Source organism: Amycolatopsis sp. NPDC004368, assembly GCF_053602515.1.
In genome coordinates this window covers 250,488-274,762 of record NZ_JBSGDT010000001.1, presented here as the reverse complement: position 1 = coordinate 274,762, position 24,275 = coordinate 250,488, and the positions used below count along the sequence as shown (strand labels likewise).

Here is a 24,275-nt window from a genome sequence, read left to right as displayed (position 1 = left end):
GTCGGATCGCGCGCGAGCGGCTGGATCCCGACGATCGGCCGGAAGGTGCCATAAGGGTCGAGCGCTCGACCATCGAGGAGCCCATGCCGGATGGGGAACCACGTCGCGGCGACCCGATCACCCGTGGCCAGCTACTCCGAAGGGGCGACGAACGGTGATCGCCGTCCCCGGAGGGGGGTGCGGCGGTCACTCACGAGTCGACCGTGTGTCTCGCCGATCGCTCGCTGGAGTGAGTTGCGGCCACGGCCGGGTTGGAAACCGCCGGTGGTTCACCGGTTCGTGGAAAGCTCGCGGGCATGGGCTCGGCCGGGAAACGTCTGCTCGCGGTATTCGGCCTCCTGGCCACTTTGGTCGTGCCCGCGCACGCGGACACCGTCAAGGGATTGCAGCAGAATTACCACCAAGTGGTGTACGGCGATTTCCTCTACGCCGGTAACAGCGTGGTTGAGTGCACGCCGGGTGACGCCGAGTGCGCGAAAGCTGCCAGTCGCACGGCGAAGAAGCAGGCCGACGGGTTCGCGCTGCGCTGGTCCGATGTGGACTCCGACGCGAGCACGTTCGATTCGTCGAGCGCGGCCGTCACGATTCCGCCCGGCGCAAAGGTCGCGTTCGCGCGGCTGAGCTGGGGCGGCACGCGGTCGGCGTGCGCGAGCCCGGCCGGGTCGCCGAAGACGCAGGCTGTGCGGTTTTCGATCGGGGAAAGCGAAGCCAAGGCCGACACAACGCCAACCTCCTACACCGAGGACGACCGCTTCTACTCCGCCTACGCCGACGTGACCGGTCAGTTCGCGACCGCCCCCACCGGCGCGCCGCTCACCCTCACCGCCGCGAACGTGTGGACCACCGCCGGCCGCGGGTGCGGTGGCGGCTGGTCGGTGGCGATCGTCTTCGCCTACCCCACGCGCGATCCGCAGTACGCGCCCGCCAAGCGCGCGATCTACGTCTACGACGGCCACGCCGCCCAGAGCGCGAACGGTCCCGCCACGACCACCACCGTCACCGGATTCCGCGCGGCCTCGGCCGATGCCCACGTGGGGGTGACCGCCGAAGGCGGCGACTGGGGCACGACGGGTGACCGGTTCCTCATCAACGACAAACCCGTCGCCGAACCCGGCACCGGCGCGTCGGACAACTTCTTCGTCGCGAGCACCGACAACGCCGCGAAACCCGCCGCCAAGAACACCTTCGGCATCGACGCGAAGGCCTTCAGCAGCGACGCCGTGGCCAGTGGTGCCACCAGCGCGAAGCTCGCTTTCAGCACCACCGGCGACGATTTCGTGACGCAGAGCCTGGTGTTCTCCGTGCCGGTACCCGATCTGCAGCTCGTGACCCACGCCGAACCGCCCCGCGCGCACGCGGGTGAGCAGGTCACCGTGACCGTCGGCGTGACGAACCCGAACGACACCGCGGCCACCGGTGTCGAGGTGACCGACGAGCGGTTTCCCGCCTGCGCCAAGAAGATCGGTCCGCTCGCCGCGGGCGCCACCACCGGTTACCAGTGCACCGTGACCGCGCCCGAAGACGATGCCGCGAGTACCGCGAAGGTCACCGGAACCAGCACGCTCGGTGACGCACTCGACGGCAGCACCACCACTCGCCTCGACGTCGTCCATCCCGCGGTCTCGCTCGCGCAGCAAGTCGACAAGGCGGCTTACCGCACCGGAGATCCCGTGACGTTCACCGTCACCGCCACCAACTCCGGCGACGTGTCGCTGCACGACGTCGCCATCACCGACACGCAGGTCGGCGCGTGCGCGCGCAAGATCGGGACCCTCGCGCCGGGCCAGCACACCACCGGGACTTGCACGGCGAAGGCGCCGGTGCCGGGCACCAGTGCGTCCGTCGCGGGGACCGATCCGCTGGGCAAGACCGTGATGGCGAACGCCGATGTGAAGGTCCCCCTCATCGCCCCGGCGATCGACGTCACCAAGATGGTGAACCCGGCCGTGGTCCACGATGGTGAGCCGGTGACCTGGACGATCACCGTGCGCAACACCGGCGACAGCCCGCTGAACCCCGTGGTCGTCACCGACGCCACCACGCCGGCGTGCTCGCGGACGTTCGGCGCGCTGGCCGCGGGCGCGCAGCAGAGCTTTCCGTGCCCGGCGAACCCGGCGCTGACCACCACGAACACGGTCACCGCGGTCGGCACCGACCTGTCCGGCCAGCTTGTCGCGGACACGGCCTCGGCCACGGCGAAGGTGATCCACCCGGCGTTCTCGCTCACGAAGACGGCCGCGCCCGCGCAGGTGCGCGAGGGCGACCGCGTGACCTTCACCGTCACGCTGAAGAACACCGGCGACGCGCCGCTCGGCGAGGTCGCCGTGGCCGACGAACGCACGCCCGGCTGCGTGCGCAAGTTCGGCACTCTCGCCCCGCAGGCCACGCAGACCTACCAGTGCGACCTGCTCGCTCCTGAAGACGACTTCACCGACCCCGCCGTCGCGACCGGCAAGGACGAGCTGGGCAAACAACTCAGCGTGACGGCCGACGCGCCCGTCGACGTCATCCACCCGGCCGTCGCAGTCACGCAGTCCGCGGCGCCCGCGCAGGTGCGCGAAGGGGACCGCGTGACCTTCACCGTCACCGTGCGCAATACCGGTGACGTCCTGCTGCACGCCGCGACCGGCACCAGCAGCAAGGCCCCCGAGTGTGCGAAGCCGCTCGGATTCCTTGCACCACAAAGCAACCAGACCTTCGAGTGCACGATCGTTGCCGGAGCGGACGGATTCACCAACTCCGTCGTGGTCACCGGGACCGATCCGACCGCTCGCACGGTGACGGCATCGGCCGACGCGGCGTTCACCGTGCTGCACCCCGCCGTCACGCTCACCACGACCGTCCAAGGTGGACCGTTCCGTGAGCACGACAGCGCGCCGATCCAGGTCACGGTGAAGAACACCGGCGACACCGCGCTCACGGACCTGCACGTCGGCACCGCCGCCCGCGCCGACGCGTGCACCCAGGACCACGCCGCTCCCGTTGCACCCGGCGCCGCCTGGACCTTCACCTGCACCACCACCGTCCCCGCCGACGACGTCACCGAATCGCTCACCGTCACAGCGAAGGCACCGGTGGGACCGGTCGTGACGGCGAGCGCCGAGGCCACGCTCGACGTCATCCACCCCGCCATCGCCGTGGCGCAGACCGTCGCGCCCGCGGTCGTCCGGCCGGGCGAACCGGCGACGTTCACGATCACCACCACCAACACCGGTGACGCCGAGCTCCACGACGTCATCCTCGAAGACCCCGGCGCCCCCGAATGCGCCCACCGGCTCGGAACCCTGGCTCCGCAGGAGAAGAAGACCGCCACCTGCACCCACGCGTCGGGCGACGACTTCGACGGCGCCGTGAAGGCCACCGGCACCGACCCGTCGACCCGACCGGTCTCCGCGATCGCCGGAGCGCATGTGGACGTGATCCACCCCGCGGTCACAATCACGCAGACCGCCGCGCCCCAGCACGTGCGCGAAGGGGAGTCGGTGACCTTCACGATCACAGCGCGCAACCCCGGCGACGTCCCGCTCGCAAATGTGTCCTTTGTGGATGAAAAAACGCCGGCCTGCGCCCACGACCTCCCGGCACTCGCCCCCGGCGCCACCGACCAGTACTCCTGCGCCACCAAAGCCGGCCCCGACGGCTACACCAACACCGCGAAGATCACCGCCACCGACCCGCTCGACGGCCCCGTCACGGCGACGGCCGACGCCGCGTTCACCGTGCTGCACCCGGGGCTGGCCCTGACCAGCGCGGTGCACGGTGGTCCCTTCCGCGCCGACGACTCCGTGACGACAACACTCACCGTCACCAATACCGGCGACTCACCCGTCACCGCCGTACAAGTCACTGGCGACGGCCCGTGCGCCAAGACGTTCGACACCCTCGCCCCCGGCGCGAAGCAGTCCTTCGACTGCACCTCCCCCGCACCCGCCGACGACACCGTGCTCGCCGCCCGCGCCACCGGCACCCCCACCACCGGCGCGGCCCTCACGGCGACCGCCGAAGCGAAGATCGACGTGATCCACCCGGCGCTGGCCGTGAAACCCCTTGCGGCACAGGCACAAGCACGCCCGAGTGACGACGTCACGATCACCGTCACCGTCACGAACACCGGCGACACCCCGCTGACGAACATCACCCTCACGGGTTGCCCGTACACGCTCGACCAGCTCGCGAAGGGCGCCGCCGCGACCTATCCCTGCACGGTGAAGGCCGCGCCCGACGACTTCACCACGACCGTGAACGCCACCGCCAACGACCCGACCACCCGCCCGGTGACCGCGTCGGGCACCACGGCCGTCGACGTGATCCACCCCGAGCTCGCGATCATGACCGACGCCGAGCCGTACCAGGTCCGCCAGGGCGACACCGTCACGCTCTCCGTACTGGTCAAGAACGTCGGCGACGTCCCGCTCACCCAGCTGTCCGTTGTGGACGATCACGTCCCGGCCTGCGCGCACGACGTCGCCACGCTCACCCCGGATGCCGAGGAGACCTACACCTGCACCACCGTCGCAGGCGCAACCGGCTTCACGAGCACCACCACGGCGACCGGTACCGACCCGACGCAACGCCCGGTGACAGCGAGCGCGCAAGCGTCGTTCGAAGTGCTGCAACCGAAACTCAGCCTCACGAAACGCGTGGACCCCGGGCCCCACCGCCCCGACGACTCGGTGCGCCTCGACCTCGTGCTCACCAACACCGGCGACACCGCCCTGCACGACGTCCGCGTGAGCGACCCGCAGGCACCCGAATGCACCCGGACCTTCGCGACCCTGCCCGTCAACGCAATCCAGCGTTTCCCCTGCACCACCACGGCGACGCATGCAGCCACCGACACCACGCAGGTCACCGCCACCCCGGCCCTCGGCGGCCGCATCACCACCACGGCCGCCACACCCCTCCCGGTGATCCACCCCGGCCTCACCGTGACGACCGACCACCTGAACCAGCCGGTCCGCCCGGGCGACCCCGTGACCTACCTGACCACGGTCCGCAACACCGGCGACGCACCGCTGCACGAGGTGACCGTTCGCGCCGCCGACGCGGCCTGCGCGTTCACGCTGCACACGCTCGAGCCCGGCACGTCAGCTCTGCGCGCCTGCACCCGCACGGCCGAGAAGAGCACCGTCACCGACACCGCCGCCACCGCCCACGACCCCGTCGGCCGGCAGCTCACGGCCAACACCACCACGGCCACCGACGTCCTCGGCTCCCCGCCCGCCGTCGTGCCCGCCCGGCCCACCGCGCACGCGGCCCTCGCTGTCACCGAACAAGCCGATCCCACGGCGAACCCCGGCGACACCGTCACCTTCCTGGTCACCGCCACCAACACCGGCACCGCGCCGCTCACGCTCGAAGGCGGCCACCACCTCGACCCCGGCGGCCGGCGCGAATGGACCCGCACCGCCACCGCGCCCCGCGGTGGCACGCTCACGGACACCGTCGAGGTCACCGCCCAGGCCGGCACCACGACGCTGCGCGCCGTCCGAGCCGCGGCAACCGTTCGGATCCTCGGCCCGAAAACCGCCGTGCGAAAAGCACCGCTGCCCGACCCCGACCCCGACTTCACGAGCTACGTCCTGGCCGCCCTCGCCCTCCTCGGGTCCGGCGCGCTCCTGCTGCGCGTGACCCGCGTGAGGTGAATCTCTTCACCACGAAGGGATCCGGGTTCACGGCGGGAGATCAGCTTCCGTTCGCACCAGCCAACCCACGCCGTCCGATGATCATTTCCGCTGCTTGATCAAAAAGGGACTGGGCCTTTCGGGGGTAACGGTCGTAATCGGTTCGTGATAGTTTCCTCGCCCGTGTCCCCCATTGGTGCGCGTGGTCGAGTGATTTTGGTGTCACTGAGTGTTCTTCTCGGCGGTTTTACCGCCGCCGGAGGGACCCTGTGGCTCCACGACAGACCCAACGTGGCAACGCTCGGTAGCGCCACCACGGGTCAGTCCGACCCGCTGTCCGGCGTGCCGTCGGTCGACCAGTACGCGAGGCAGCCTTCGTCGTCCACTCCGGGCGAAAGCGGCACCTCCGCCCCGGGCACCAGCGGCGCCCCGACGTCTGGACCTACCACCCCGACGACGTCGACCTCCGCGGGTTCCGGCCCCACGACCACCGCATCGGACACCCCGAGCACGGACGCTCCCGCCCCACCGCCGCCCGCGCCCCCGAAGTCCACGCCGTCGTCGACTTCCCGGGCCCGCGGCCCCGCCCCGTCGATGGCCGGCCAGGTCGTGGACCTCGTGAACGACGAGCGCGCGAAGGCCGGCTGTGCCCCCGTCGCCGAGGAGCCTCACCTCGACAAGGCCGCGCAGGACCACAGCGACGACATGTCGGCGCGCAACTACTTCTCGCACGACACCCCCGAGGGCAAGCACTTCGACCAGCGCATCCGCGACGCCGGCTACAGCAAGCCGGGCGCTGAGAACATCGCGAAGGGCGCGACGAGCGCGAAGCAGGTGATGCAGCTGTGGATGAACTCCAGCGGGCACCGCGCGAACATCCTCAATTGCTCACTGACGAAGCTCGGCGTGGGCGTGGCCACCGCCGGCTGGTACTGGACGCAGGACTTCGGGTACTGAGCCGCACTGAGGCTCACTGAGCACTGAGCTGCGTCAGTCCTCGATCGGCCGCGTCGTCAGGTCCCCGTACCGCGCCAGCACCGCGGCCCGCAGGTGCGGGTCCGACCGCGGCACCGGTTCGATGAACACCTCGGTGACGTCGTGGAACCCCTCCGTCAGCTCACCCGCGATCCGGACGCACGCGAACTCCACGTCCGAAGCGCGCAGCGAATCGTCGAAGTCCACGCGGGCGCACACCAGCACCTGGTCGGTGCCCATCAGCATCGTCTGCAGGTCCACCACCGCCTCGATCTCCGGCGCCGCGGAGAGGTGGTCACGCACCCCGCGCACGATCCGCGGATCCGCCTGCCGGCCGATGAGCAGGCCCCGGTTGGTACGGCCCAACAGGTACGCGACGCCCGCGAGCAGCAGGCCGATGAGGATCGACGCGACACCGTCCCACATCGACGAACCCGTGAGCTGGTGCAACCCAATGCCGGCGAACGCGAGCAGCAGGCCGATCAACGCGGCCGAGTCCTCGAAGAGCACGGTCTTCGGCGCGGGGTCGTCGATCATGCTCAGGTACTTGAAGAACGAGCGGCGCTCCTGCTTCGCCTCCTTGCGCACCTGCCGGATCGCCTGCAGCCACGAAGTGCCTTCGAGCAGGAAGGCCACGCCGAGCACCGCGTAGCCGACGATCGGGCTCGTCTGGTCTTCGCTCTCGCCGAACACGGTGGTGAAGCCCTCGTACAGCGCGAACATCGCGCCTGAGGCGAAGATCGAGACGGCCGCGAGCAGCGACCAGAAGTAGCGTTCCTTGCCGTAGCCGAACGGGTGGAGTCGGTCGGCTGGGCGCTCCGAGCGTTTCAGCGCGGTGAGCAGCAAGACTTCGGTGATGGTGTCAGCCACGGAGTGCGCGGCCTCCGACAGCATCGCGCCCGAGCCGGTGATGATCCCGGCGATCAGCTTCAGGATGGCGATGGCCAGGTTCACGCCGCCGGCCAGCAGCACCGTGAGGGTGCTCTCGCCGCCCGATTCCTCGTGCTTGCTCACGGCCTGAACACTAGCCGCGCGCGAACGTCAGAGACGGTTGAGACCCGAAAGTACGCGTTCCATCAACGCGATCGCCGGCCGCCCGTCTTCTTTGCGCACCGGCGCGTGGATGGTCATGAGGCCCAGTTCGGCCAGGTCGTCGAGCAGGATGCGCGCCACGCCCAGCGGCACGCTCAGTGTGGCGACGACCTCGGCCACCGACCGCGGGTACAGGCAGAGCGACCGCACGATCCGGAACTCGCCCTTGACCTGCGGCGAGTTCCAGCGCGGGTCCCGGGCGTTGGCCTTCACGAGCGCTTCGACGGCAAGGTTGCGGCGCGAGTGCGTGCGGCCGCGGGTGAGGACGTAGGGCCGCACGAGCGTGCGCGGGCCGGGGACCGGCGAAGGATCGGCGACCCAGCCGTCGCCCACCACCGGCTCGCCCGCGAACTCCTCGGGGACCTCGCTCGGCCACACGGGCTCGGGCACGCGCCCGGGAGCGACGCTGACTCGGCCGGAAGGCGGGAAGCGTGTACCCGGGTGGCCGGTGTAGCCAGGCCCGCTGTACCCGTTCACCATGTCGCGCCCCCTCAGGTCGGTCGCCGAATTCGCTTCCCGCAAGCGGCGTCGGTCGCGAGAAACCGAAGAATACGCCCGTTGTCCTGTCTGTCATCGCGAATGTGACGAAGCCGGGTCGCTGGTGCAGAAAATATGCACGGTAAACGTTTTCGTCGATTAACGGTACGCGGGTACCGCTGCTGTCAAACGGTTACCGGAATTTCCCTTCGGGCGGCGAAGATCAAGATAATCAGGGTCGCTATAACGAGGATCATTTGTTCGATCAGCGCGATCGGGTTCCCGGTGGCGGTGAGCAGGCCGACCCAGCAGTACGTGACGAGTGCGCCTGCTGCCAGGGAAAACGCCGGCGGGCGGTGCTGCCTGGCGTACGCGACCACGGCCGCTTCGAGCGCCAGCATGAGCACGACCGTGCCCCACGAATGGAGCAGCGTCGTCTTGTCCACCAGGTGAAACGCCGTGCTCGCCCCGAGCCCGACCGCGAACCCGGCCCACGCCGAGCCCCGCGTGTCAAGCGTCCGACCGGGCAGCCGCAACGCAATCACCACGAGCGCGATGGCCACCACGGCCGCGCCGGCCAGCTGTCCGGGCGCCGCGAGGAACGGCGTCGCTCCCAGCATGCGGGACACCAGGAACGTCCCCGCCGCGCCGACGAGGAGCGCGCAGGTCCACGCCACCGTGCCCGGGCGGCGCAGCCACGGCTCGCGGCCGAAGAACGCTTCGACGACCGCGATCGGCGCGGCGATGCTCCAGACCACGTGCAGCGTCAGCACGAACACCGTCCACTGGCCGCCGATGCCGAGCACCGGCACGTGCGCGGGGCTCAACAGGTCGAGGCCCAGGTAGTGGGGGTTGAACAACGTCTGTGTGAGCAGGCCTTCTTCCACCACGCCGTAGGCCAGCGCGAGCGTGATGATCGTCGGCCAGCCCCGGCCGCGGCGGCGCGCGAGCTCGCGGATCAGCACCGCGCCCGAACCGTAGAGCGCCACGAACATCGCGAACATGCCGAGTTGCTTCCCCAGCGCTGGTGGCCCGGCCAGGTTCTGATCGCCGAGCAGTAATTCGGCGACGAACGGGGACAACAGAGCGAGTGCGGCGACCGCGGTCTTGCGAAATGGCATGCAGGGATCGTGTCGCTGCGCGAGCATTCGTGCACAGGCCGTTAATCACGACTGTTTCCGTGACAAATGATCGAGAAACGCCCCTTTCACGACGGTTGCGGTCGTGAAAGGGGCGTTCATTTCGGTTTGGAACGGGCTATTTGTCCTCATCCGGCAACGGTGCGCCCGTCGCCTTCTCATCGGTCGGCACGTCGGGCTCGCTCGTGAGGTCGGCATCCGACTCGCCCTCGAGCGATGGAGCCCCCGCCGTCACGAGCGCCGGCTCCGGCTTGCGCTTCACGGACGTGAGCAGCAGCTGAGCCACGTCCACGACCTCCACGCGCTCGCCGGCGAGGCCGTCGCTCTGGCGCGCGGTCACGCCGTCGGTGAGCATCACGCGGCAGAACGGGCACCCGGTGGCGATCTTCGACGGTGCGGTGCCGAGCGCCTCGTCCACGCGCTCGACGTTGATCCGCTTGCCGATCTTCTCCTCCATCCACATGCGTGCGCCGCCGGCGCCACAGCACATGGAGCGGTCGCCGTGGCGCGGCATCTCGCGCAGCTTCGCGCCCGACGCGCCGACGAGCTCACGCGGAGCGTCGTAGACCTTGTTGTGGCGGCCCAGGTAACACGGGTCGTGGTAGGTGACGTCCTCCGCGACGGGCGCGACCGGCGTCAGGTACTTCTCACGCACCAGGCGGTTGAGCAGCTGCGTGTGGTGCACGACGTCGAACCGGCCGCCCAGCTCCGGGTATTCGTTGGCGAGCGTGTTGAAGCAGTGGGCGCAGGTCACCACGACCTTGCGCGCCTTGCGCTCGCGACCCTCGAACACCGAGTTGAGCACCTCGACGTTCTGCTGCGCCAGCATCTGGAACAGGAACTCGTTGCCCGCGCGGCGCGCCGGGTCACCGGTGCACGACTCCTCCGAGCCGAGCACGGTGTACTTCACGCCCGCGATGTGCAGCAGTTCGGCCACGGCGCGCGTGGTCTTCTTCGCGCGGTCCTCGAACGCGCCGGCGCAGCCGACCCAGAACAGGTACTCCGCGTCGCCCAGGTCGCCGTCGAACACCGGCACCTCGAAGTCGAGGTCTTCCGTCCACTGGAGACGGTCCTTGGCGTTCTGGCCCCACGGGTTGCCCTTGTTCTCCAGGTTCTTGAACATGCCGCCCAGCTCGGTGGGGAACGACGACTCGATCATCACCTGGTAGCGGCGCATGTCCACGATGTGGTCCACGTGCTCGATGTCCACCGGGCACTGCTCCACGCAGGCGCCACACGAGGTGCACGACCAGAGGACGTCCGGGTCGATCACGCCGCCGTCGTCGCCGATCAGCGGCCGCTCCGACTCGGCGATGGCCAGCACGTCGATGCCGGCGTACATGTTGTCGCCACTGAGGCCGACCTCCTCACCCGCCATGTCCCGCTTGCCACCGGCCAGCAGGTACGGCGCCTTCGCGTACGCGTGGTCGCGCAGCTGCGTGATCAGCAGCTTCGGCGACAGCGGCTTGCCGGTGTTCCACGCCGGGCACTGCGACTGACAGCGGCCGCACTCGGTGCAGGTGGAGAAGTCGAGCCAGCCCTTCCAGCTGAAGTCCTCGACGCGACCCACGCCGAAGGTGTCCTCGTCGGGATCGGCCTCCTCGAGGTCGAGCACCTTGCCCTTGCTCATCATCGGCTTCAGGGCGCCGAGGGCGACGCCGCCGTCGTCCTCGCGCTTGAAGTAGATGTTGAAGAACGCGCTGAAGCGGTGCCACGCGATGCCCATGGTCATCGTGCGGGCCACCACGATCAGCCACACCGTGGCGCTCATCAGCTTGATGAACGCGAACACCGACACGAGCGCGGCGCTGGCCGGCAGCGCGTGCGAAAGCGGGTTGGACACGAAGGCGGCCCACGTCGGCGTCTCGTGCACGTTCATCGCGGCCTTGCCCGCGCGCACGCCGATGATGCCGATGCCCTCGATGATCACCACGGCCTCGACGAAGTAGGCCCACTTGAAGTTCGAGCCCGCGAAGCGCGACTGGCGGTCGGCGCGGCGCGGGTGGTTGGCCTGGCGGATGAGCACCAGCCCGATTCCACCGACGATCGTGGCCACGCCGAGCAGCTCCATGAGCAGGCTCCACGGCGCCCAGTCCTCGAGGAACGGCCAGCCCCACGTCGGCACGAACACCTCGCCGTAGGCCTCGAACAGCGCGAGCGACCCGATGAGGAAGCCCCACATCACCATCCAGTGCCACGGCGCGACCTGGCGGAACTTCGCCATGCGCGTGTGCGCGGCGAACTCCTTGATCAGCGTGCCGAGACGCGGCAGGAACGGCCCGTTGCGGGTCGCGTCGGGCTGGCCCAGCCGGATCACCCGCACGAAGCGGGCGATCGTGGCGATGAACATTCCCCAGGCGACGATGCCCAGGAGGACCGAGATCCCCCCGAGCGTCAGCTCTACAGCGCCCATCGTCGGGTGCCTTTCGTCCGGTGTGGTGGTGCCGGCGCCAGTGCATGATCCACAGGTGCCGGTGCCGAGCAGGGTAACGCTTTGTACTGATGGGTAACTGGTGGACAGTGCCCAAGTCCCACCGATGTGGTGCACGCCTCGCTGGCTAGTGAGACGATCGTTCAGGTAGTTTCGTTTCCATGGGTGCTTACTTGTACCTCGCTTTGGCGATCGGCGCAGAAGTGACGGCCACGGTTTCCCTCAAGCTCTCCGAGGGCTTCACCAAAGTCGTGCCGTCCGCGCTGGTCGCGGTCGGGTACGGCGTGGCGTTTTTCGCGCTTTCGCGGGTCCTGAAGGCGGGGTTGCCGATCGGCATCGCGTACGCGATCTGGGCGGCCGTCGGCGTGGCGCTCGTGGCGATCATCGGGGTGCTGTTCCTCAGGGAACCGCTGAACCTCGTGATGGTGGGCGGGCTCGTGCTCGTGATCGGCGGGGTGGTGCTGATCGAGGTGGGAGGCAACCAGTGAAGATCCAGGTCGACGGCCGCAAGGCGCGCGGGGAGAAGCGGCGCGCGGAGATCATCGAGGCCACGCTGCGGGTGATCGAGCGCGACGGCGTCGCCGGCGTCACCCACCGCACGGTGGCCGCCGAGGCCGACGTGCCCACCGCGTCGACCACCTACCACTTCGCCTCGCTCGACGACCTGCTCGTGGCCACGCTCATCTCGTGCGCGCGCGACATGGCGACCGAGGTGTACTGGATGATCGACCGCGCCCGCTCGCGCGGCAGCCGCGGTGCCGAGGAAGTGGCGGGCCTGCTGGCCGAAGCGCTCGGGCCGCGGCGCGGGCGCACGATGGCCGAGTACGAGCTCTACCTGCTGGCCGCCCGCAAACCCGAGCTGCGCCCGGCCGCGCGGCGCTGGCTCGACGTGCTCACGTCCATGGTCCGCCACGACGACGAGGTGGCGTTCCGCGTGTTCCTCGCCGGCATCGACGGACTGCTGATCCAGGGCTTGATCGACGACGAGCCACCGTCGGCCGACGAGCTGCGGCCCGTGGTCGACTACCTGCTCAAACCCCGCTGATGATCGCCGTGGGTAGTTTGGGTGATTTGCCGATCCGGCGGTGAAAAGATCACCATGGCATGCGCCGGGTCGTGGCGGATCGTCGGGGCGTACGAGCGGGCGACCGGCCGGCAGGTCGGCTTCGTTCGCGCCATCTCCGACGGGGTGACCACCGCCTACTGCACGGACTTGTTCGTGGTCGACAGCGCGCGTGGGCACGGAGTGGGGCACCGGTTCATGCACGAGCTGGTCGGTCCCGGTGCCGGCCTCCGCTGGATCGGCATCGCGCTCCCGGCTGTCGCGAACGGATTCTTCGCGGCGGTCGGCTTCACCGGAGCGGACGGGAAGCACCACATCGAACGCTCCCCGTCGAACCGGACTCCGCCCGCGGAAACCCCGGTGCACATCGGCCCGCCGCTCGGCTAGCTTGCGGGCATGCGGATCACAGGCGATTACGAACTCGACGACGACCCCGGCCGGCTCGACCTCGACGTGCTGTGGAAGTTCCTCTCCACCGAGGCCTATTGGGGCCGCTGGCGCACTCGCGAGCAGGTCGAGTCGGCGGTCGCCGGGTCGTGGCGGGTGGTCGGCGCGTACGAGCGGACCACCGGCCGCCAGGTCGGCTTCGCCCGTGCCTTCTCCGACGGCGTGTCGTCGGCCTACCTCGGTGACGTGTTCGTGGTCGAGGACGCCCGCGGTTCGGGGCTGGGCAAGGAGATCGTGCGCGAGATGATCGACAACGGTCCCGGCAATGACTTCCGCTGGATGCTGCACACGGCCGACGCGCACGGGTTGTACCGGCAGTTCGGGTTCGCCGAGCACACCAAGGGGCGGTTCCTCGAACGGGAGGGCGTCAACCGCGAAGCACTGCGGTAGGCCGAGCGGTCGAAGCCTCAGTTGTCCTTGGCGGACAACAACTTCGAGATACTCGCGGCCCCCGCGCGAGCCGCTCGTTCGAGGTCGCTGCGGCGGTCGGCGAACTGGTTCACCGGCACGGAGAACGCCACCGCGCCGGTCACACGCAGAGCGGAGTCGAGCACTGGCGCGGAAACGCACGCCAGCTGGGGCTGGAACTCCTCGATCTCGCACGCGATTCCCGAGCGGGCCACGGTTTCCAGCTCCGTCTCGAGGTCGTGAGCGGTCACGCGGGTGCGGTCGGTGAGGCGCGGCATGCCGGCGCCGGCGAGGTAGTCGCGGCGCTCGCGCGTGGCCAGCGACGCGAGCATCACCTTTCCGAACGCCGTGGCGTGCGCGGCCTCGTGGAAGCCGAAGTCCAGCGGCTGGGCGCGCGGGAACTCCGGTGAGTCGGCGACGGCCGCCACCACGACGTCGGTGTCGCGGAAGACCGTGTAGTACGCGGGCGCGCTCACGCGCAGGTGCAGCTGGTGCAAGCCGTCGCGCAGCTGGTGATCGACGTCGAGCTCGCCGAGCAGGCTGTGGTAGAGACCGCCGACCTTGTAGCCGAGGCCGAACCCGCGCCCGTGGCCGAGGCGGATCAGGTAGCCCTCGTGCACCAGGGTGTTGAGCAGGTGGTAGGTCGTGGACAGCTTGTAGCCGGCGCGCCGGGCGACGGCCTTGGCCGCGATGCCGTCACCGGCGCCGGCCACGATCTCGAGCACGCGCAAGGCGCGCTGCGCGGAACCGATCAGCCCGCTGGGTTCCTTCTCGGCGGTGTCGTCGTCGGAAAGCGGCAGGGCGGGTTCGGACACAGCGGCACCTCCGGGAAACCGTTCAGCGGTGAACGGACGCCCTCCACCATACGTGCTCCGAACGGCTCAAGCGGAGTACCCCGTCGGCAACGATTGCGACGTTGTCGCTGGTCCTCACGCCCGTCGTGATCCGGTGTCACCCGTTACGCGCAAGCCTTCCGCCCTTCGCCGGGCCGCGGTGACTCTGGTGTGCCAGGTTTTCGGTCCACTGGACCGAACGGGTGAGTCGTCAGGCCGGGACCTTCGACGGGAGACCGAACTCGTCGGCTCGCGTTTGGGTGACCCCGAGGCCTTCGGGCACTTCGAGGTCGTACAGCCGGGCCGCGTTGAGGCCGAGGATCTTCTTCTTCGTAGCCGTGGTGAGCTCGCCGTACTCGTCGCGGAAGTCCTCCGGCATTTGGAAGTCCACAAAGGACTCCACGAGTTCTCGCGGGTTCTGCAGCCCGTAGTCGCTGGCGAAGGTGATGCGGTTCTCGTCCATCCAGTAGAGCAGCTCGCCGACGATCTCGGCGAAGGCACGCGGCCGTGTGCGGACGAGGGGCAGTGCGAGGGCGAGGCCCGCGTACACGTTCGGCTCCTGCGTGGCGATCCAGCAGAAGTCTTGCAGCCGCGCCAAGCCCACGTGCTCGACGATGAACCGCAAGTCGGGGAACGCGGCGGCGGCTTCGTCGAGGCCGGCGGCGTCGAAGGAGGCGTTGTCGAAGCCGTCGAAGGTGCGGACGGTGGGCTCGGCGTGGAGGTGGATGTTGCGGATGCCGAGCTCCTGGCACTGCTCCAGGAAGCGGAAGGAGCCGGGGTCCGACAGCTGCCGGCCCGCCTGCTCGGAGGTCACGAGCTTGACGCCCTTGAGGCTGCCCCGGGCGGTGCGCGCGGGGACCGGGTCGAGGCCGGTCACGGTGAACCGGCCGGGGAACCGCTCGGCGAACCCGTGCTCGGGCACCGCGTCGTCGCGGTCGGCGGGCTGGCAGATCGCGTGGTCCACGTAGCCGGTCTCGAACAAGTCGTAGAGGATCGTTTCCTCGCTCTGGCGCCGAAAACCGTCCTCCGTCGGCTTCCGGAAGTGCACGTGCCCGTCGACGATGAAGTAGCGCTCGCCGTCCTTTTCGTACATCGGTGCCGGCTCCCTTGCGGTACGAGTACGTGGTCCAAGTGCAGCTTCTGATCGTCTTCCCCGAGGTGGGAGCGGGTCAACGGCGGTGATTCCATGGAGCGGAAAAACGGCCCGCCGCGGAAACGACACGGGAAACGACACGGGAAACGACACGGGGCCACCGCGGGCGAACCGCGATGGCCCCGATCGGTCGGAAACCTCAGCCCTTGTTCTCGTAGATCGCCGTGATCGTGGCGCGAGCCAGGGTGTGGCTGAACATGTTGAAGCCGAGGAACGCGGGCGTGGCGTCGCCGTCGATGTCGAGCGAGTCGACGTCGAGCGCGTGCACCACGAAGTAGTAGCGGTGCGGGCCGTGCCCGGCCGGCGGGGCGGCGCCGAGGAACTGCTTCACGCCACCGTCACCCTTCAGAGTGACAGCGCCCTCGGGCAGGCCCGAGCCGGCCGCGTCGCCGGCGCCGGCGGCCAGCTCGGTGACGGACGCGGGAACGTTGAACACGGCCCAGTGCCAGAAACCGCTCGCGGTCGGGGCGTCGGGGTCGTACACCGTGATCGCGAAGCTGCGGGTGCCCTCGGGGAAGCCCTCCCACGACAGCTGGGGCGAACGGTCTTCGCCACCGGCGCCGAAGATGCCGGACAGGTGCGGCGTCGCGAGCGTCTCGCCCTCGGCGATGTCCGTGCTGCGCAGCGTGAACGACGGCACGGACGGCAGGAAATCGTAGGGATTGGGCGATTGAGGCATCAATCCTCCTTCGTGCTTGCTGATCTTGGCGAGCCGGGCGGTTCCAGGCTATGACCCTGACTCCGGCCCCCGCACCTCAGGGATGTTTCGGGGGGTTTACCGGATGCCGCGCCGCCCGTGCTCCTCCTACGGTTTGCCCAGACGGATGAGTGGTACTGAGGGGATGACGACCATGGCACGCCCGCTTCTGGCACTGGGTGGCGTAGTTCTGATCGGCGTGGGCGTGGCGATCGCGTTCGGCTGGGGGCTGGGCAGCACGGTGGAGCGCACCGCGACGGTCTCGCAGCAGATCCGCGGCGTGCGGCTCGACGCCGATTCCGGCGACATCCGGATCCGCACCGGATCCGGCCCGATCTCCGTGCACCAGGAGCTGCACTACAACTTCCGCGGCGAACCGGGCGACGCCTTCCGCGTGGAAGGCGACCAGCTCGTGCTCGCCGACTGCGGCCGCAACTGCACCGCCGACTTCGACGTGGTCGTGCCGGCCGGGCTGCCCGTCACCGGCCAGTCGGATTCGGGCGGCCTCGACGTCACGGGCGTCGCGAGCATCGACGTCACCGCCGACTCGGGCCACGCGCACGTGGCGAACGTCGCCGGCCTGGTGAACCTGCGCCTCGACAGCGGCTCGATCGACCTGACCGACGTCGGGCCGGTGCAGCTGCACAGCGACTCCGGCCACGTGAAGGCCGACGGCGTGCGCGGCCCGGTCGACGTCTCCGCCGACAGCGGCAGCGTCGAGGTCGTCCTCGCCACACCCAACGACGTGAAGGTGCACGCCGACTCCGGCAGTGTCGACGTGCGGGTGCCGGACGGTTCGTACCGGGTCATCGGGGACACCGACAGCGGTCACCGGACGGTGTCGATCCCCCAGTCGAACGGTGCCGCTCAGAAGACGCTCGACCTCAACACCTCAAGCGGCAGCGTCACCGTGAAGGCTGCCTGACACTTTCGGGGGGACATTCGGATGCGCAAGATCGAGAACCGGGTGCTGGCGGCCGTGCTGGCCGGGGCGGTGGGGGCCTTCGTGGTCACGGCGAGCCTGGGCGTGGCCGCCCGGCCCGAGGCGCCGCCGCCGGTGCCCGTCGCGGTGGTGCAGGTGACCGTGCCGGCCGGTGACGTGCGGCTCGCGGAGCCGGTGCTGGTGCGGGACGAGGGGTCCCACCGGGCGCTTCGGCCGGTCGCCTCGGCTCGTTCCATGTGAGGCCCACCGCTGCCACCTCCGCTGCCGGCCGGGCGCTTCGACGACGGCCGGCAGCGGTGTGCGTGCGCTGAAGTGCCTGGTGAGCGGCCTCACACCACCTTCCGGCACGATCTGCCGGTGCACCCGGGAACAAGACCCACTACCCCTTCGTTAGCCTGATACGAAGGTTGAGTGCGGCTGACTCAAGTCTGGCTTGACGAAGCTGCCGGAAGCCCGATAGAACTTGCCAGGGGTCCGCTCAAGGCGGGCCCGAAACGTGCAGGTCACGAACATAGCAGTAGAGCTGCCAACACAGGAGGAAGCACCATGGCGCGAGCGGTCGGCATCGACCTCGGCACGACCAACTCGGTCGTAGCCGTCCTTGAGGGCGGCGAGCCGACGGTCATCGCCAACTCTGAAGGCTCCCGGACCACCCCGTCCATCGTCGCGTTCGCCAAGAACGGTGAAGTGCTCACCGGTCAGTCGGCGAAGAACCAGGCCGTGACCAACGTCGACCGCACGATCCGGTCCGTGAAGCGGCACATCGGTACCGACTGGAACAACGAGATCGACGGCAAGAAGTACACGCCGCAGGAGATCAGCGCGCGCGTGCTGATGAAGCTGAAGCGCGACGCCGAGGCGTACCTGGGCGAGGAGATCACCGACGCCGTGATCACCGTGCCGGCGTACTTCGAGGACGCGCAGCGGCAGGCCACCAAGGAGGCCGGGCAGATCGCCGGCCTGAACGTGCTCCGCATCGTCAACGAGCCGACCGCCGCCGCGCTGGCGTACGGCCTGGACAAGGGCGAGAAGGAGCAGACCATCCTGGTCTTCGACCTCGGTGGCGGTACGTTCGACGTGTCGCTGCTGGAGATCGGCGAGGGTGTCGTCGAGGTGCGTGCGACGTCCGGTGACAACCACCTCGGTGGTGACGACTGGGACGAGCGCATCGTCAAGTGGCTGGTCGACAAGTTCAAGGCCTCCAACGGCATCGACCTGACCAAGGACAAGATGGCCCTGCAGCGCATCCGCGAGGCGGCCGAGAAGGCGAAGATCGAGCTGTCGAGCTCCAACTCCGCCGGCATCAACCTGCCCTACATCACGGTCGACGCCGACAAGAACCCGCTGTTCCTGGACGAGACGCTCTCGCGCGCCGAGTTCCAGAAGATCACCGCGGACCTGCTCGAGCGCACCCGCAACCCGTTCAACAACGTGATCCGCGACGCCGGCATCGCCGTCGGCGACATCGACCACGTCGTGCTCGTGGGTGGTTCCACCCGCATGCCGGCGGTGTCGGACCTGGTCAAGGAGCTGACCGGCGGGCGCGAGCCGAACAAGGGCGTGAACCCGGACGAGGTCGTGGCCGTGGGTGCCGCGCTGCAGGCCGGTGTGCTGAAGGGTGAGGTCAAGGACGTCCTGCTGCTGGACGTGACCCCGCTTTCGCTGGGCATTGAGACCAAGGGTGGCGTGTTCACCAAGCTCATCGAGCGCAACACCACGATCCCGACCAAGCGCAGCGAGATCTTCTCCACGGCGGACGACAACCAGCCGTCGGTGCAGATCCAGGTGTTCCAGGGTGAGCGCGAGATCGCGGCGCACAACAAGAAGCTCGGCATGTTCGAGCTGACCGGTCTTCCCCCGGCCCCGCGTGGTGTGCCGCAGATCGAGGTCACGTTCGACATCGACGCCAACGGCATCGTGCACGTGACCGCGAAGGACCTGGGCACGAACAAGGAGCAGTCGATGACGATCACCGGTGGCTCCGCGCTGCCGAAGGACGACATCGACCGCATGGTCAAGGACGCCGAGGCCCACGCCGAGGAAGACAAGAAGCGCCGTGAGGAAGCGGAAACCCGCAACCAGGCGGAGACTCTCGTCTACCAGACCGAGAAGTTCGTCAAGGACAACGAGGACAAGCTGCCCGAGGACGTCAAGGGCAAGGTGAAGACCGCGATCGACGAGGCCAACGAGGCGCTCAAGGGCACCGACTCGGCCAAGATCCGGGAGTCCATCGAGAAGCTGAACACGGCTTCGCAGGAGCTGGGCACCGCGCTGTACGCCAACCAGGGTGCGGCCGGCGACGGTGGCGCTCCGGGTGCCGACGCCGGGTCCGCGGGTGCGGGCCAGGACAAGGCCGATGACGTGGTCGACGCCGAGATCGTGGAAGAGGACGAGAAGAAGTGACCCCGCGACACTCCGAAGCCGAGGGCCGAGGCCCAGAGGAACCGGTGGTCGTGCGGGACCGGCGGCGGGTCGACCCGCAGACCGGTGAAGCTCGCCCGCCGTTGCCGGAGGACGAAGCTCTTGTGGACGAGGCGCCCGCGCAGCACGCGGGCCCCTCGCTCGGCGACTCGATCGACGACGCGGTTTCCGTCGGGTCGGACGTCGAGAAGCAGCTGGCCGAGCGCACGGCCGACCTGCAGCGTTTGCAGGCGGAGTACGCCAACTACCGCAAGCGCGTGGACCGCGACCGCGAGGCCGTGGTGCTGAGCGCGAAGGCGTCGGTGGTCGGTGACCTGCTGCCCCTGCTCGACGACCTCGAGCGGGCCGAGCAGCACGGTGACCTCACCGGTGCGTTCAAGGCGGTCGGCGACAAGCTGGTGAGCGGCTTGCAGCGAGCCGGTCTCGAGTCGTTCGGCGTGGAGGGCGAAGCCTTCGACCCGAGCGTGCACGAGGCCGTGCAGCACAACACCTCGCCGGACGTGACGGGTCCGACGGTCACCGTGGTGATGCGCCGCGGTTACCGCTTCGGCGACCGGGTCCTGCGGGCGGCGCTGGTCGGGGTCACCGACCACGAGCCGGCCGCGGCACCGGTCGACCCGCCCGTCGGTGGCGAGCTGCCGCTGGACGGGTCGATCGATGAGCCGAACCAGCAGTAACAACCGTTTCACAGCGAAAGGAGGAGGCACCCGATGAGTGCTCGGGAGTGGATGGGCAAGGACTTCTACAAAGAGCTGGGTGTCTCCTCCGACGCCACCGCGGACGAGATCAAGAAGGCGTACCGCAAGCTCGCCAAGGAGAACCACCCGGACGCCAACGCGGGCAACACCGCGGCGGAGAACAAGTTCAAGGCCGTGTCCGAGGCGTACGGCGTGCTGTCCGACCCGGCGAAGCGCAAGGAGTACGACGAGGCCCAGCGCCTCTTCGGCTCCGGCGGTTTCGGCGGGTTCCCGGGCGGCGCCGGCGGCACGGGCGGCTTCGACATGGGCGACATCTTCGGCCAGGCCGGCGCCGCTCAGCAGGGCGGTTTCGGTGGGCTCGGCGACATCCTGGGCGGCATCTTCGGCCGCCAGGGCCGGGCCGGCGGGGCGGCTTCGGCCAACCGCCCGCAGCGCGGCGCCGACGTCGAGACCGACGTGCGGATCGACTTCACCGAGGCGGTCAAGGGCGCGACCCTGCCGCTGCGGCTGTCGAGCCCCGCGACGTGTTCGACGTGTGGCGGCAACGGCGCGAAGCCGGGCACGTCGCCACGTCAGTGCCCGACCTGTGGTGGCTCGGGTCTCGTCAGCCGCAGCCAGGGCGCCTTTGCGTTCTCCGAGCCGTGCCGCGACTGCCGCGGCCGCGGCCAGATCATCGACGACCCGTGCCCGGAGTGCGGCGGCGAGGGCATCAGCACCCGCACCCGCACGCTGACCGTGCGCATCCCGCCGGGCGTCGACGACGACCAGCGGATCCGGCTCGCAGGACAAGGCGAACCGGGCCGGGGCGGCGCGCAGGCCGGAGACTTGTACGTGCGCGTGCATGTCGCGCCGCACAAGCTGTTCGGCCGCAAGGAGCTCGACCTCACCCTGTCGGTGCCGGTCGACTTCACCGAGCTCGCCCTGGGCACGACGATCACCGTGCCGACGCTCGAGGGCAAGGTCTCGCTGAAGGTCCCGGCGGGCACCGCGAGCGGCCGCGTGCTTCGCGTTCGTGGCAAGGGAATCCAGAAGCGCGATGGCTCACAGGGTGACCTCCTCGTGACCCTGCAGGCCGCCGTGCCGACCACACTGGACGACAAGGCCCGCGAGGCCCTGGAGGCCTACGCCGAAGCGACCAAGGGCCACGACCCGCGGCCCGAGGTGACCGAGATGCTCGAAGGCAGGTGACGGTGATGTTCGGCGGAATCCCGGGGCTCCCGCACGGCGCGGACGAGGACACCCCCGTGTTCGTGATCTCCGTGGCAGCCCAGCTCTCGGGTCTCCACGCGCAAACCCTGCGCTCCTACGACCGCCAGGGCCTGGTCTCCCCGGGCCGCACCTCCGGCGGCGGCCGGCGGTACTCCATGCGTGACATCGCCCTGCTGCGCGAGGTCCAGCGCCTCTCGCAGGAAGACGGGGTCAACCTGGCGGGCGTGAAGCGCATCATCGAACTGGAGAACCAGGTCGACGCGCTGCGGGCGCGGGTGCACGAGCTCACGGAGGAGCTGGCGTCCGCCTACGCCGCCGCCGAACAAGCCGCCGCGGCGGTGCACGCTTCGTACCGGAAGGACCTGGTGCCGATGCGGCAGCAGACGTCTTTGGTCGTGTGGAAGCCGAAGCGCCGCTGAGGTTTTCGGATTTTGGTTTGGGACAGCCCCTTTGCCGCCGGGTTTCGGTGGTGGAGGGGCTGTTTCGCGTTCGGGGTGCGGACGGCCACTTGGCGCACGGCGGGTCCCTTCACGCCGCCACGCACGCTCGACTGGACCTCTGGCACAGCCGCACGCCCCGTCACCGCGCAAGCCCACTCAGGAAGGCGTCTTCAAGTATTCGCCGAAGAACGTCATCACCCGTTGCCAAGCGTCCCGATCCGAAGGCTCGTGGTACCCGAACCCCACCACCTTCGCCAAAGCCGCCACCGGCGCCGGGCCCATCTTGTTGGCGAAGCTGTGGCCCGCGTCCGGGTACTCCTTGACGTCGTGGGGCACCGAGCGTTCCTCCAGTGCCGCCGACAGCTTGGCCGCGGCGCCGCGCAGCGAAGGGTCGCGGCGGCCGAAGCTCGCCACCACCGGGCAGGCATCGTCCAAAACGGACAAATCGCGGGGCAGCTGTCCGTAGTAGGGGGCGGAAACGTCGAAGGATCGGGAAGCCGCGACGAGCGCGAAGCCGCCGCCCAGGCAGTAGCCCGCGATGCCGATCTTGCCGGTGCAGTCGTCGCGGGAAGCCAAGAATACCCGCGAAGCATCGATGTCGTCGAAGGCGCGGCCCTTGCGGGCGAACATGTCCTTGAAGACCTGCCGGACGCAGCGGAACAGCCCGCCGCGTGAGTACAGGTTCGGGCTGAGCGCCAGGTAGCCCTCGGCGGCGAAGTGGTCGGTGATCGCCCTGGCGTCCTTCGACAAGCCGATGGCGTCGTGGATGATCACGACCGCGGGGAACGGGCCAGGACCGGACGGTGTCGCCAGGTAGCCGTCGATGTCGCCGGCCGGGGTGGGGATCGTGATCTCCATGCCCCCGGACACTAGTCCAAGGTGAACGGGTCGTACCGGATTCGTTCGAGGTCCACGCCGGCGGCCAGCAATTTCGCGATCGTCCCGCGGATCATGTCCGGGGAGCCCGCCACCAGCACCTCGTGGTCCTTCCAGGCGCCACGCTGCGTCACGGCGGTGGCCAGCGTCCCCCGGTCGCCGCCGGGGACGGCGCCCTCTTCGGTGACGGGGGTGACGGTGAGCCAGGGCGAGGTGACGGCGAGTCGGCGCAGCTCATCGAGGGCGTACAGGTCGCCGGGCTTGCGGCCGCCGAAGAAGACGTGCACCGGGGGGTTGCGCTTCCAGTGCGACAGGTCGTCGAGGACCGCCAGCAGGGGCGAGATCCCGGTGCCGCCGGCGATCATCAGCAGTGGCCGCTGGTCCGCGGTCGGCAGAACGGACAGCGCACCCAGTGAAGGCCCCAAGCGCCAGACGTCGCCGGCGTGGGTGTGGTTCACGATGGCCCGCGAGACCCACCCGCCGGCGACCGCGCGCACGTGGAAGGTGAGCAAGCCGTCGTCGCGGGGTGCCGTGGCCATCGACAGGTAGCGCCACAGCCGGGGGCGCTGTGGCACCTCGACGCTCACGTACGCGCCCGACCGGTACGGCAGCAGCTGCTCCGTGCGCACCCGCACCAGCGCGACGTCGGCCGAGAGCTTCCGGTGCTCCAGCACCGTGCCGGTCCACGACGCCGGCCCCGACTCCTCGGCGGCGGCTTTGCGCATGGTCTCGGAGATCAAGCCATAGGCCGACGTCCACGCCGTTTCCACCTCGGGCGTCCACGCTTTGCCGAGAAATCGTTTCATCGCACTGATCAACGCGGTTCCGACGGCGTCGTAGTGGCGCGTCACCACGTCGAACTTCCGGTGGTCACGGCCGAGCTGACCGAGGAACGTGGTGAGTTCGTCGGGTCTGTCCACCATCTGCACCACGTACACGAGCGCCCGCAACAATCTGCTGCGCTGCGTGGCCATCGTCACCGGAAACAGCTCCCGCGCGTCCGGCGCGATCACGAACAGCGCGCCGTAAAAGTACTGCGCCAGCTCTTCGGATCTGGGCTCCACCAGCGCGAAACTCTCGCGGATCACGCGCGCGGTCTCGGACCCTGGTACCGGTTTGCGGACCAGCGCGGGAGCAAGGTCGATCTTCACGGATTCAGCATTCATCGGGAACGGTTTTCTCCAGTCGTGCCAAGCAGTTTCAGTCTTCACGCGGCTTTGCGCACGCGTGCCGCCCCCGAGGAATCCCGACTGTAGGCGCCACGACCGGAAAACGGGTGCAGTGAACACCGTTCCCGCTCGAACGGAGCAATTTCAGCCACGACCAGTCAACCCGATCTGGCGCTCAGT

General features: G+C 69.2%; 22 protein-coding genes. 12 read left to right on the top strand and 10 right to left on the bottom strand.

What is annotated here, in order from left to right:
- The first annotated feature begins 296 nt into the window (after positions 1-296).
- Positions 297-5,645, top strand: coding sequence for a DUF7507 domain-containing protein (locus ACWEOE_RS01240; RefSeq protein WP_452002194.1), 5,349 nt, complete (start codon positions 297-299; stop codon positions 5,643-5,645).
- Positions 5,646-5,944: 299 nt separating this feature from the next.
- On the opposite strand, the gene ACWEOE_RS01235 is transcribed toward ACWEOE_RS01240, so the two are convergent.
- Positions 5,945-6,178: a hypothetical protein gene (locus ACWEOE_RS01235; RefSeq protein ID WP_452002192.1), complete on the bottom strand. Its 234-nt coding sequence runs from the start codon at positions 6,176-6,178 to the stop codon at positions 5,945-5,947.
- Between the two features lie 40 nt (positions 6,179-6,218).
- On the opposite strand from ACWEOE_RS01235, the gene ACWEOE_RS01230 reads away from it, so the two are divergent.
- Positions 6,219-6,581 carry a CAP domain-containing protein gene (locus tag ACWEOE_RS01230; protein ID WP_452002190.1) on the top strand — a complete coding sequence of 121 codons (363 nt, stop codon included), beginning with the start codon at positions 6,219-6,221 and terminating at the stop codon, positions 6,579-6,581.
- 33 nt (positions 6,582-6,614) lie between these two features.
- Here ACWEOE_RS01230 and ACWEOE_RS01225 read toward each other — a convergent pair whose 3' ends face one another.
- From ACWEOE_RS01225 to ACWEOE_RS01210, 4 genes are all read right to left on the bottom strand, one after another.
- Entirely contained in the window at positions 6,615-7,613 is a 999-nt protein-coding gene (locus tag ACWEOE_RS01225) for a cation diffusion facilitator family transporter (protein ID WP_452002188.1), read from the bottom strand.
- 27 nt (positions 7,614-7,640) lie between these two features.
- Positions 7,641-8,081 carry a DUF742 domain-containing protein gene (locus ACWEOE_RS01220; RefSeq protein WP_452002185.1) on the bottom strand — a complete coding sequence of 147 codons (441 nt, stop codon included), beginning with the start codon at positions 8,079-8,081 and terminating at the stop codon, positions 7,641-7,643.
- 272 nt (positions 8,082-8,353) lie between these two features.
- A complete protein-coding gene (locus ACWEOE_RS01215; RefSeq protein WP_452002182.1) occupies positions 8,354-9,289 on the bottom strand; it encodes a hypothetical protein in 936 nt (311 codons plus the stop codon).
- 136 nt (positions 9,290-9,425) lie between these two features.
- Positions 9,426-11,720, bottom strand: coding sequence for a (Fe-S)-binding protein (locus ACWEOE_RS01210; protein WP_452002179.1), 2,295 nt, complete (start codon positions 11,718-11,720; stop codon positions 9,426-9,428).
- A 179-nt stretch (positions 11,721-11,899) separates the two neighbouring features.
- Between ACWEOE_RS01210 and ACWEOE_RS01205 the strand changes: the two genes are divergently transcribed.
- Genes ACWEOE_RS01205 through ACWEOE_RS01190 form a run of 4 tightly spaced genes read left to right on the top strand, consistent with a single transcriptional unit; the run spans position 11,900 to position 13,638 of the window.
- Complete coding sequence (locus tag ACWEOE_RS01205) at positions 11,900-12,226, top strand: DMT family transporter (protein ID WP_452002176.1); 327 nt, start codon at positions 11,900-11,902, stop codon at positions 12,224-12,226.
- Positions 12,223-12,783, top strand: coding sequence for a TetR/AcrR family transcriptional regulator (locus tag ACWEOE_RS01200; RefSeq protein ID WP_395885450.1), 561 nt, complete (start codon positions 12,223-12,225; stop codon positions 12,781-12,783). The genes ACWEOE_RS01205 and ACWEOE_RS01200 overlap by 4 nt, the downstream gene beginning before the upstream one ends.
- Positions 12,784-12,837: 54 nt before the next feature.
- Positions 12,838-13,188, top strand: a complete 351-nt coding sequence (locus ACWEOE_RS01195; RefSeq protein WP_452002173.1) for a GNAT family N-acetyltransferase — start codon at positions 12,838-12,840, stop codon at positions 13,186-13,188.
- Between the two features lie 9 nt (positions 13,189-13,197).
- Positions 13,198-13,638 carry a GNAT family N-acetyltransferase gene (locus tag ACWEOE_RS01190; protein WP_452002170.1) on the top strand — a complete coding sequence of 147 codons (441 nt, stop codon included), beginning with the start codon at positions 13,198-13,200 and terminating at the stop codon, positions 13,636-13,638.
- A 17-nt stretch (positions 13,639-13,655) separates the two neighbouring features.
- Here the strand turns inward: ACWEOE_RS01190 and ACWEOE_RS01185 are convergent, their stop codons facing one another.
- The 3 genes from ACWEOE_RS01185 to ACWEOE_RS01175 all read right to left on the bottom strand — a co-directional run bounded on the left by ACWEOE_RS01185 (position 13,656) and on the right by ACWEOE_RS01175 (position 16,321).
- A complete protein-coding gene (locus ACWEOE_RS01185) occupies positions 13,656-14,471 on the bottom strand; it encodes an IclR family transcriptional regulator (RefSeq protein ID WP_452002168.1) in 816 nt (271 codons plus the stop codon).
- A 229-nt stretch (positions 14,472-14,700) separates the two neighbouring features.
- Positions 14,701-15,582, bottom strand: a complete 882-nt coding sequence (locus ACWEOE_RS01180; protein ID WP_452002166.1) for an amidohydrolase family protein — start codon at positions 15,580-15,582, stop codon at positions 14,701-14,703.
- Positions 15,583-15,781: 199 nt separating this feature from the next.
- On the bottom strand, positions 15,782-16,321 hold the full coding sequence (locus ACWEOE_RS01175) for a YbhB/YbcL family Raf kinase inhibitor-like protein (RefSeq protein WP_452002164.1): 540 nt from the start codon (positions 16,319-16,321) through the stop codon (positions 15,782-15,784).
- 172 nt (positions 16,322-16,493) lie between these two features.
- On the opposite strand from ACWEOE_RS01175, the gene ACWEOE_RS01170 reads away from it, so the two are divergent.
- The 6 genes from ACWEOE_RS01170 (at position 16,494) to ACWEOE_RS01145 (ending at position 22,029) form a co-directional block, all read left to right on the top strand.
- The gene (locus ACWEOE_RS01170; protein WP_452002162.1) at positions 16,494-17,264 is read left to right on the top strand and encodes a DUF4097 family beta strand repeat-containing protein; all 771 of its coding nucleotides are present in this window, start codon (positions 16,494-16,496) and stop codon (positions 17,262-17,264) included.
- Between the two features lie 21 nt (positions 17,265-17,285).
- Positions 17,286-17,522, top strand: a complete 237-nt coding sequence (locus tag ACWEOE_RS01165) for a hypothetical protein (protein WP_452002159.1) — start codon at positions 17,286-17,288, stop codon at positions 17,520-17,522.
- A 306-nt stretch (positions 17,523-17,828) separates the two neighbouring features.
- Positions 17,829-19,685, top strand: a complete 1,857-nt coding sequence (dnaK, locus tag ACWEOE_RS01160) for a molecular chaperone DnaK (protein WP_452002156.1) — start codon at positions 17,829-17,831, stop codon at positions 19,683-19,685.
- Entirely contained in the window at positions 19,682-20,380 is a 699-nt protein-coding gene (gene grpE / locus ACWEOE_RS01155) for a nucleotide exchange factor GrpE (RefSeq protein WP_452002155.1), read from the top strand. The genes dnaK and grpE overlap by 4 nt, the downstream gene beginning before the upstream one ends.
- 33 nt (positions 20,381-20,413) lie before the next feature.
- Complete coding sequence (dnaJ, locus tag ACWEOE_RS01150) at positions 20,414-21,589, top strand: molecular chaperone DnaJ (RefSeq protein WP_452002153.1); 1,176 nt, start codon at positions 20,414-20,416, stop codon at positions 21,587-21,589.
- Positions 21,590-21,594: 5 nt separating this feature from the next.
- Positions 21,595-22,029 (top strand): heat shock protein transcriptional repressor HspR, encoded by a 435-nt coding sequence (locus ACWEOE_RS01145; protein WP_220245238.1) that lies wholly within the window; start codon positions 21,595-21,597, stop codon positions 22,027-22,029.
- A 177-nt stretch (positions 22,030-22,206) separates the two neighbouring features.
- Here the strand turns inward: ACWEOE_RS01145 and ACWEOE_RS01140 are convergent, their stop codons facing one another.
- Positions 22,207-22,908, bottom strand: a complete 702-nt coding sequence (locus tag ACWEOE_RS01140) for a dienelactone hydrolase family protein (RefSeq protein WP_452002151.1) — start codon at positions 22,906-22,908, stop codon at positions 22,207-22,209.
- A gap of 11 nt (positions 22,909-22,919) precedes the next feature.
- A complete protein-coding gene (locus ACWEOE_RS01135) occupies positions 22,920-24,092 on the bottom strand; it encodes a globin domain-containing protein (RefSeq protein WP_452002148.1) in 1,173 nt (390 codons plus the stop codon).
- Positions 24,093-24,275 lie beyond the last annotated feature (183 nt).

Excerpts from the sequence above, each read along its gene's own strand:
- ACWEOE_RS01240 (WP_452002194.1), top strand. The coding sequence starts at position 297 with ATGGGCTCGGCCGGGAAACGTCTGCTCGCGGTATTCGGCCTCCTGGCC.
- ACWEOE_RS01230 (WP_452002190.1), top strand. The coding sequence starts at position 6,219 with ATGGCCGGCCAGGTCGTGGACCTCGTGAACGACGAGCGCGCGAAGGCC.
- ACWEOE_RS01215 (WP_452002182.1), bottom strand. The coding sequence starts at position 9,289 with ATGCCATTTCGCAAGACCGCGGTCGCCGCACTCGCTCTGTTGTCCCCG.
- ACWEOE_RS01210 (WP_452002179.1), bottom strand. The coding sequence starts at position 11,720 with ATGGGCGCTGTAGAGCTGACGCTCGGGGGGATCTCGGTCCTCCTGGGC.
- ACWEOE_RS01205 (WP_452002176.1), top strand. The coding sequence starts at position 11,900 with ATGGGTGCTTACTTGTACCTCGCTTTGGCGATCGGCGCAGAAGTGACG.
- ACWEOE_RS01195 (WP_452002173.1), top strand. The coding sequence starts at position 12,838 with ATGGCATGCGCCGGGTCGTGGCGGATCGTCGGGGCGTACGAGCGGGCG.
- ACWEOE_RS01190 (WP_452002170.1), top strand. The coding sequence starts at position 13,198 with ATGCGGATCACAGGCGATTACGAACTCGACGACGACCCCGGCCGGCTC.
- ACWEOE_RS01180 (WP_452002166.1), bottom strand. The coding sequence starts at position 15,582 with ATGTACGAAAAGGACGGCGAGCGCTACTTCATCGTCGACGGGCACGTG.
- ACWEOE_RS01175 (WP_452002164.1), bottom strand. The coding sequence starts at position 16,321 with ATGCCTCAATCGCCCAATCCCTACGATTTCCTGCCGTCCGTGCCGTCG.
- ACWEOE_RS01170 (WP_452002162.1), top strand. The coding sequence starts at position 16,494 with ATGGCACGCCCGCTTCTGGCACTGGGTGGCGTAGTTCTGATCGGCGTG.
- ACWEOE_RS01165 (WP_452002159.1), top strand. The coding sequence starts at position 17,286 with ATGCGCAAGATCGAGAACCGGGTGCTGGCGGCCGTGCTGGCCGGGGCG.
- dnaK (WP_452002156.1), top strand. The coding sequence starts at position 17,829 with ATGGCGCGAGCGGTCGGCATCGACCTCGGCACGACCAACTCGGTCGTA.
- dnaJ (WP_452002153.1), top strand. The coding sequence starts at position 20,414 with ATGAGTGCTCGGGAGTGGATGGGCAAGGACTTCTACAAAGAGCTGGGT.
- ACWEOE_RS01145 (WP_220245238.1), top strand. The coding sequence starts at position 21,595 with ATGTTCGGCGGAATCCCGGGGCTCCCGCACGGCGCGGACGAGGACACC.
- ACWEOE_RS01140 (WP_452002151.1), bottom strand. The coding sequence starts at position 22,908 with ATGGAGATCACGATCCCCACCCCGGCCGGCGACATCGACGGCTACCTG.
- ACWEOE_RS01135 (WP_452002148.1), bottom strand. The coding sequence starts at position 24,092 with ATGAATGCTGAATCCGTGAAGATCGACCTTGCTCCCGCGCTGGTCCGC.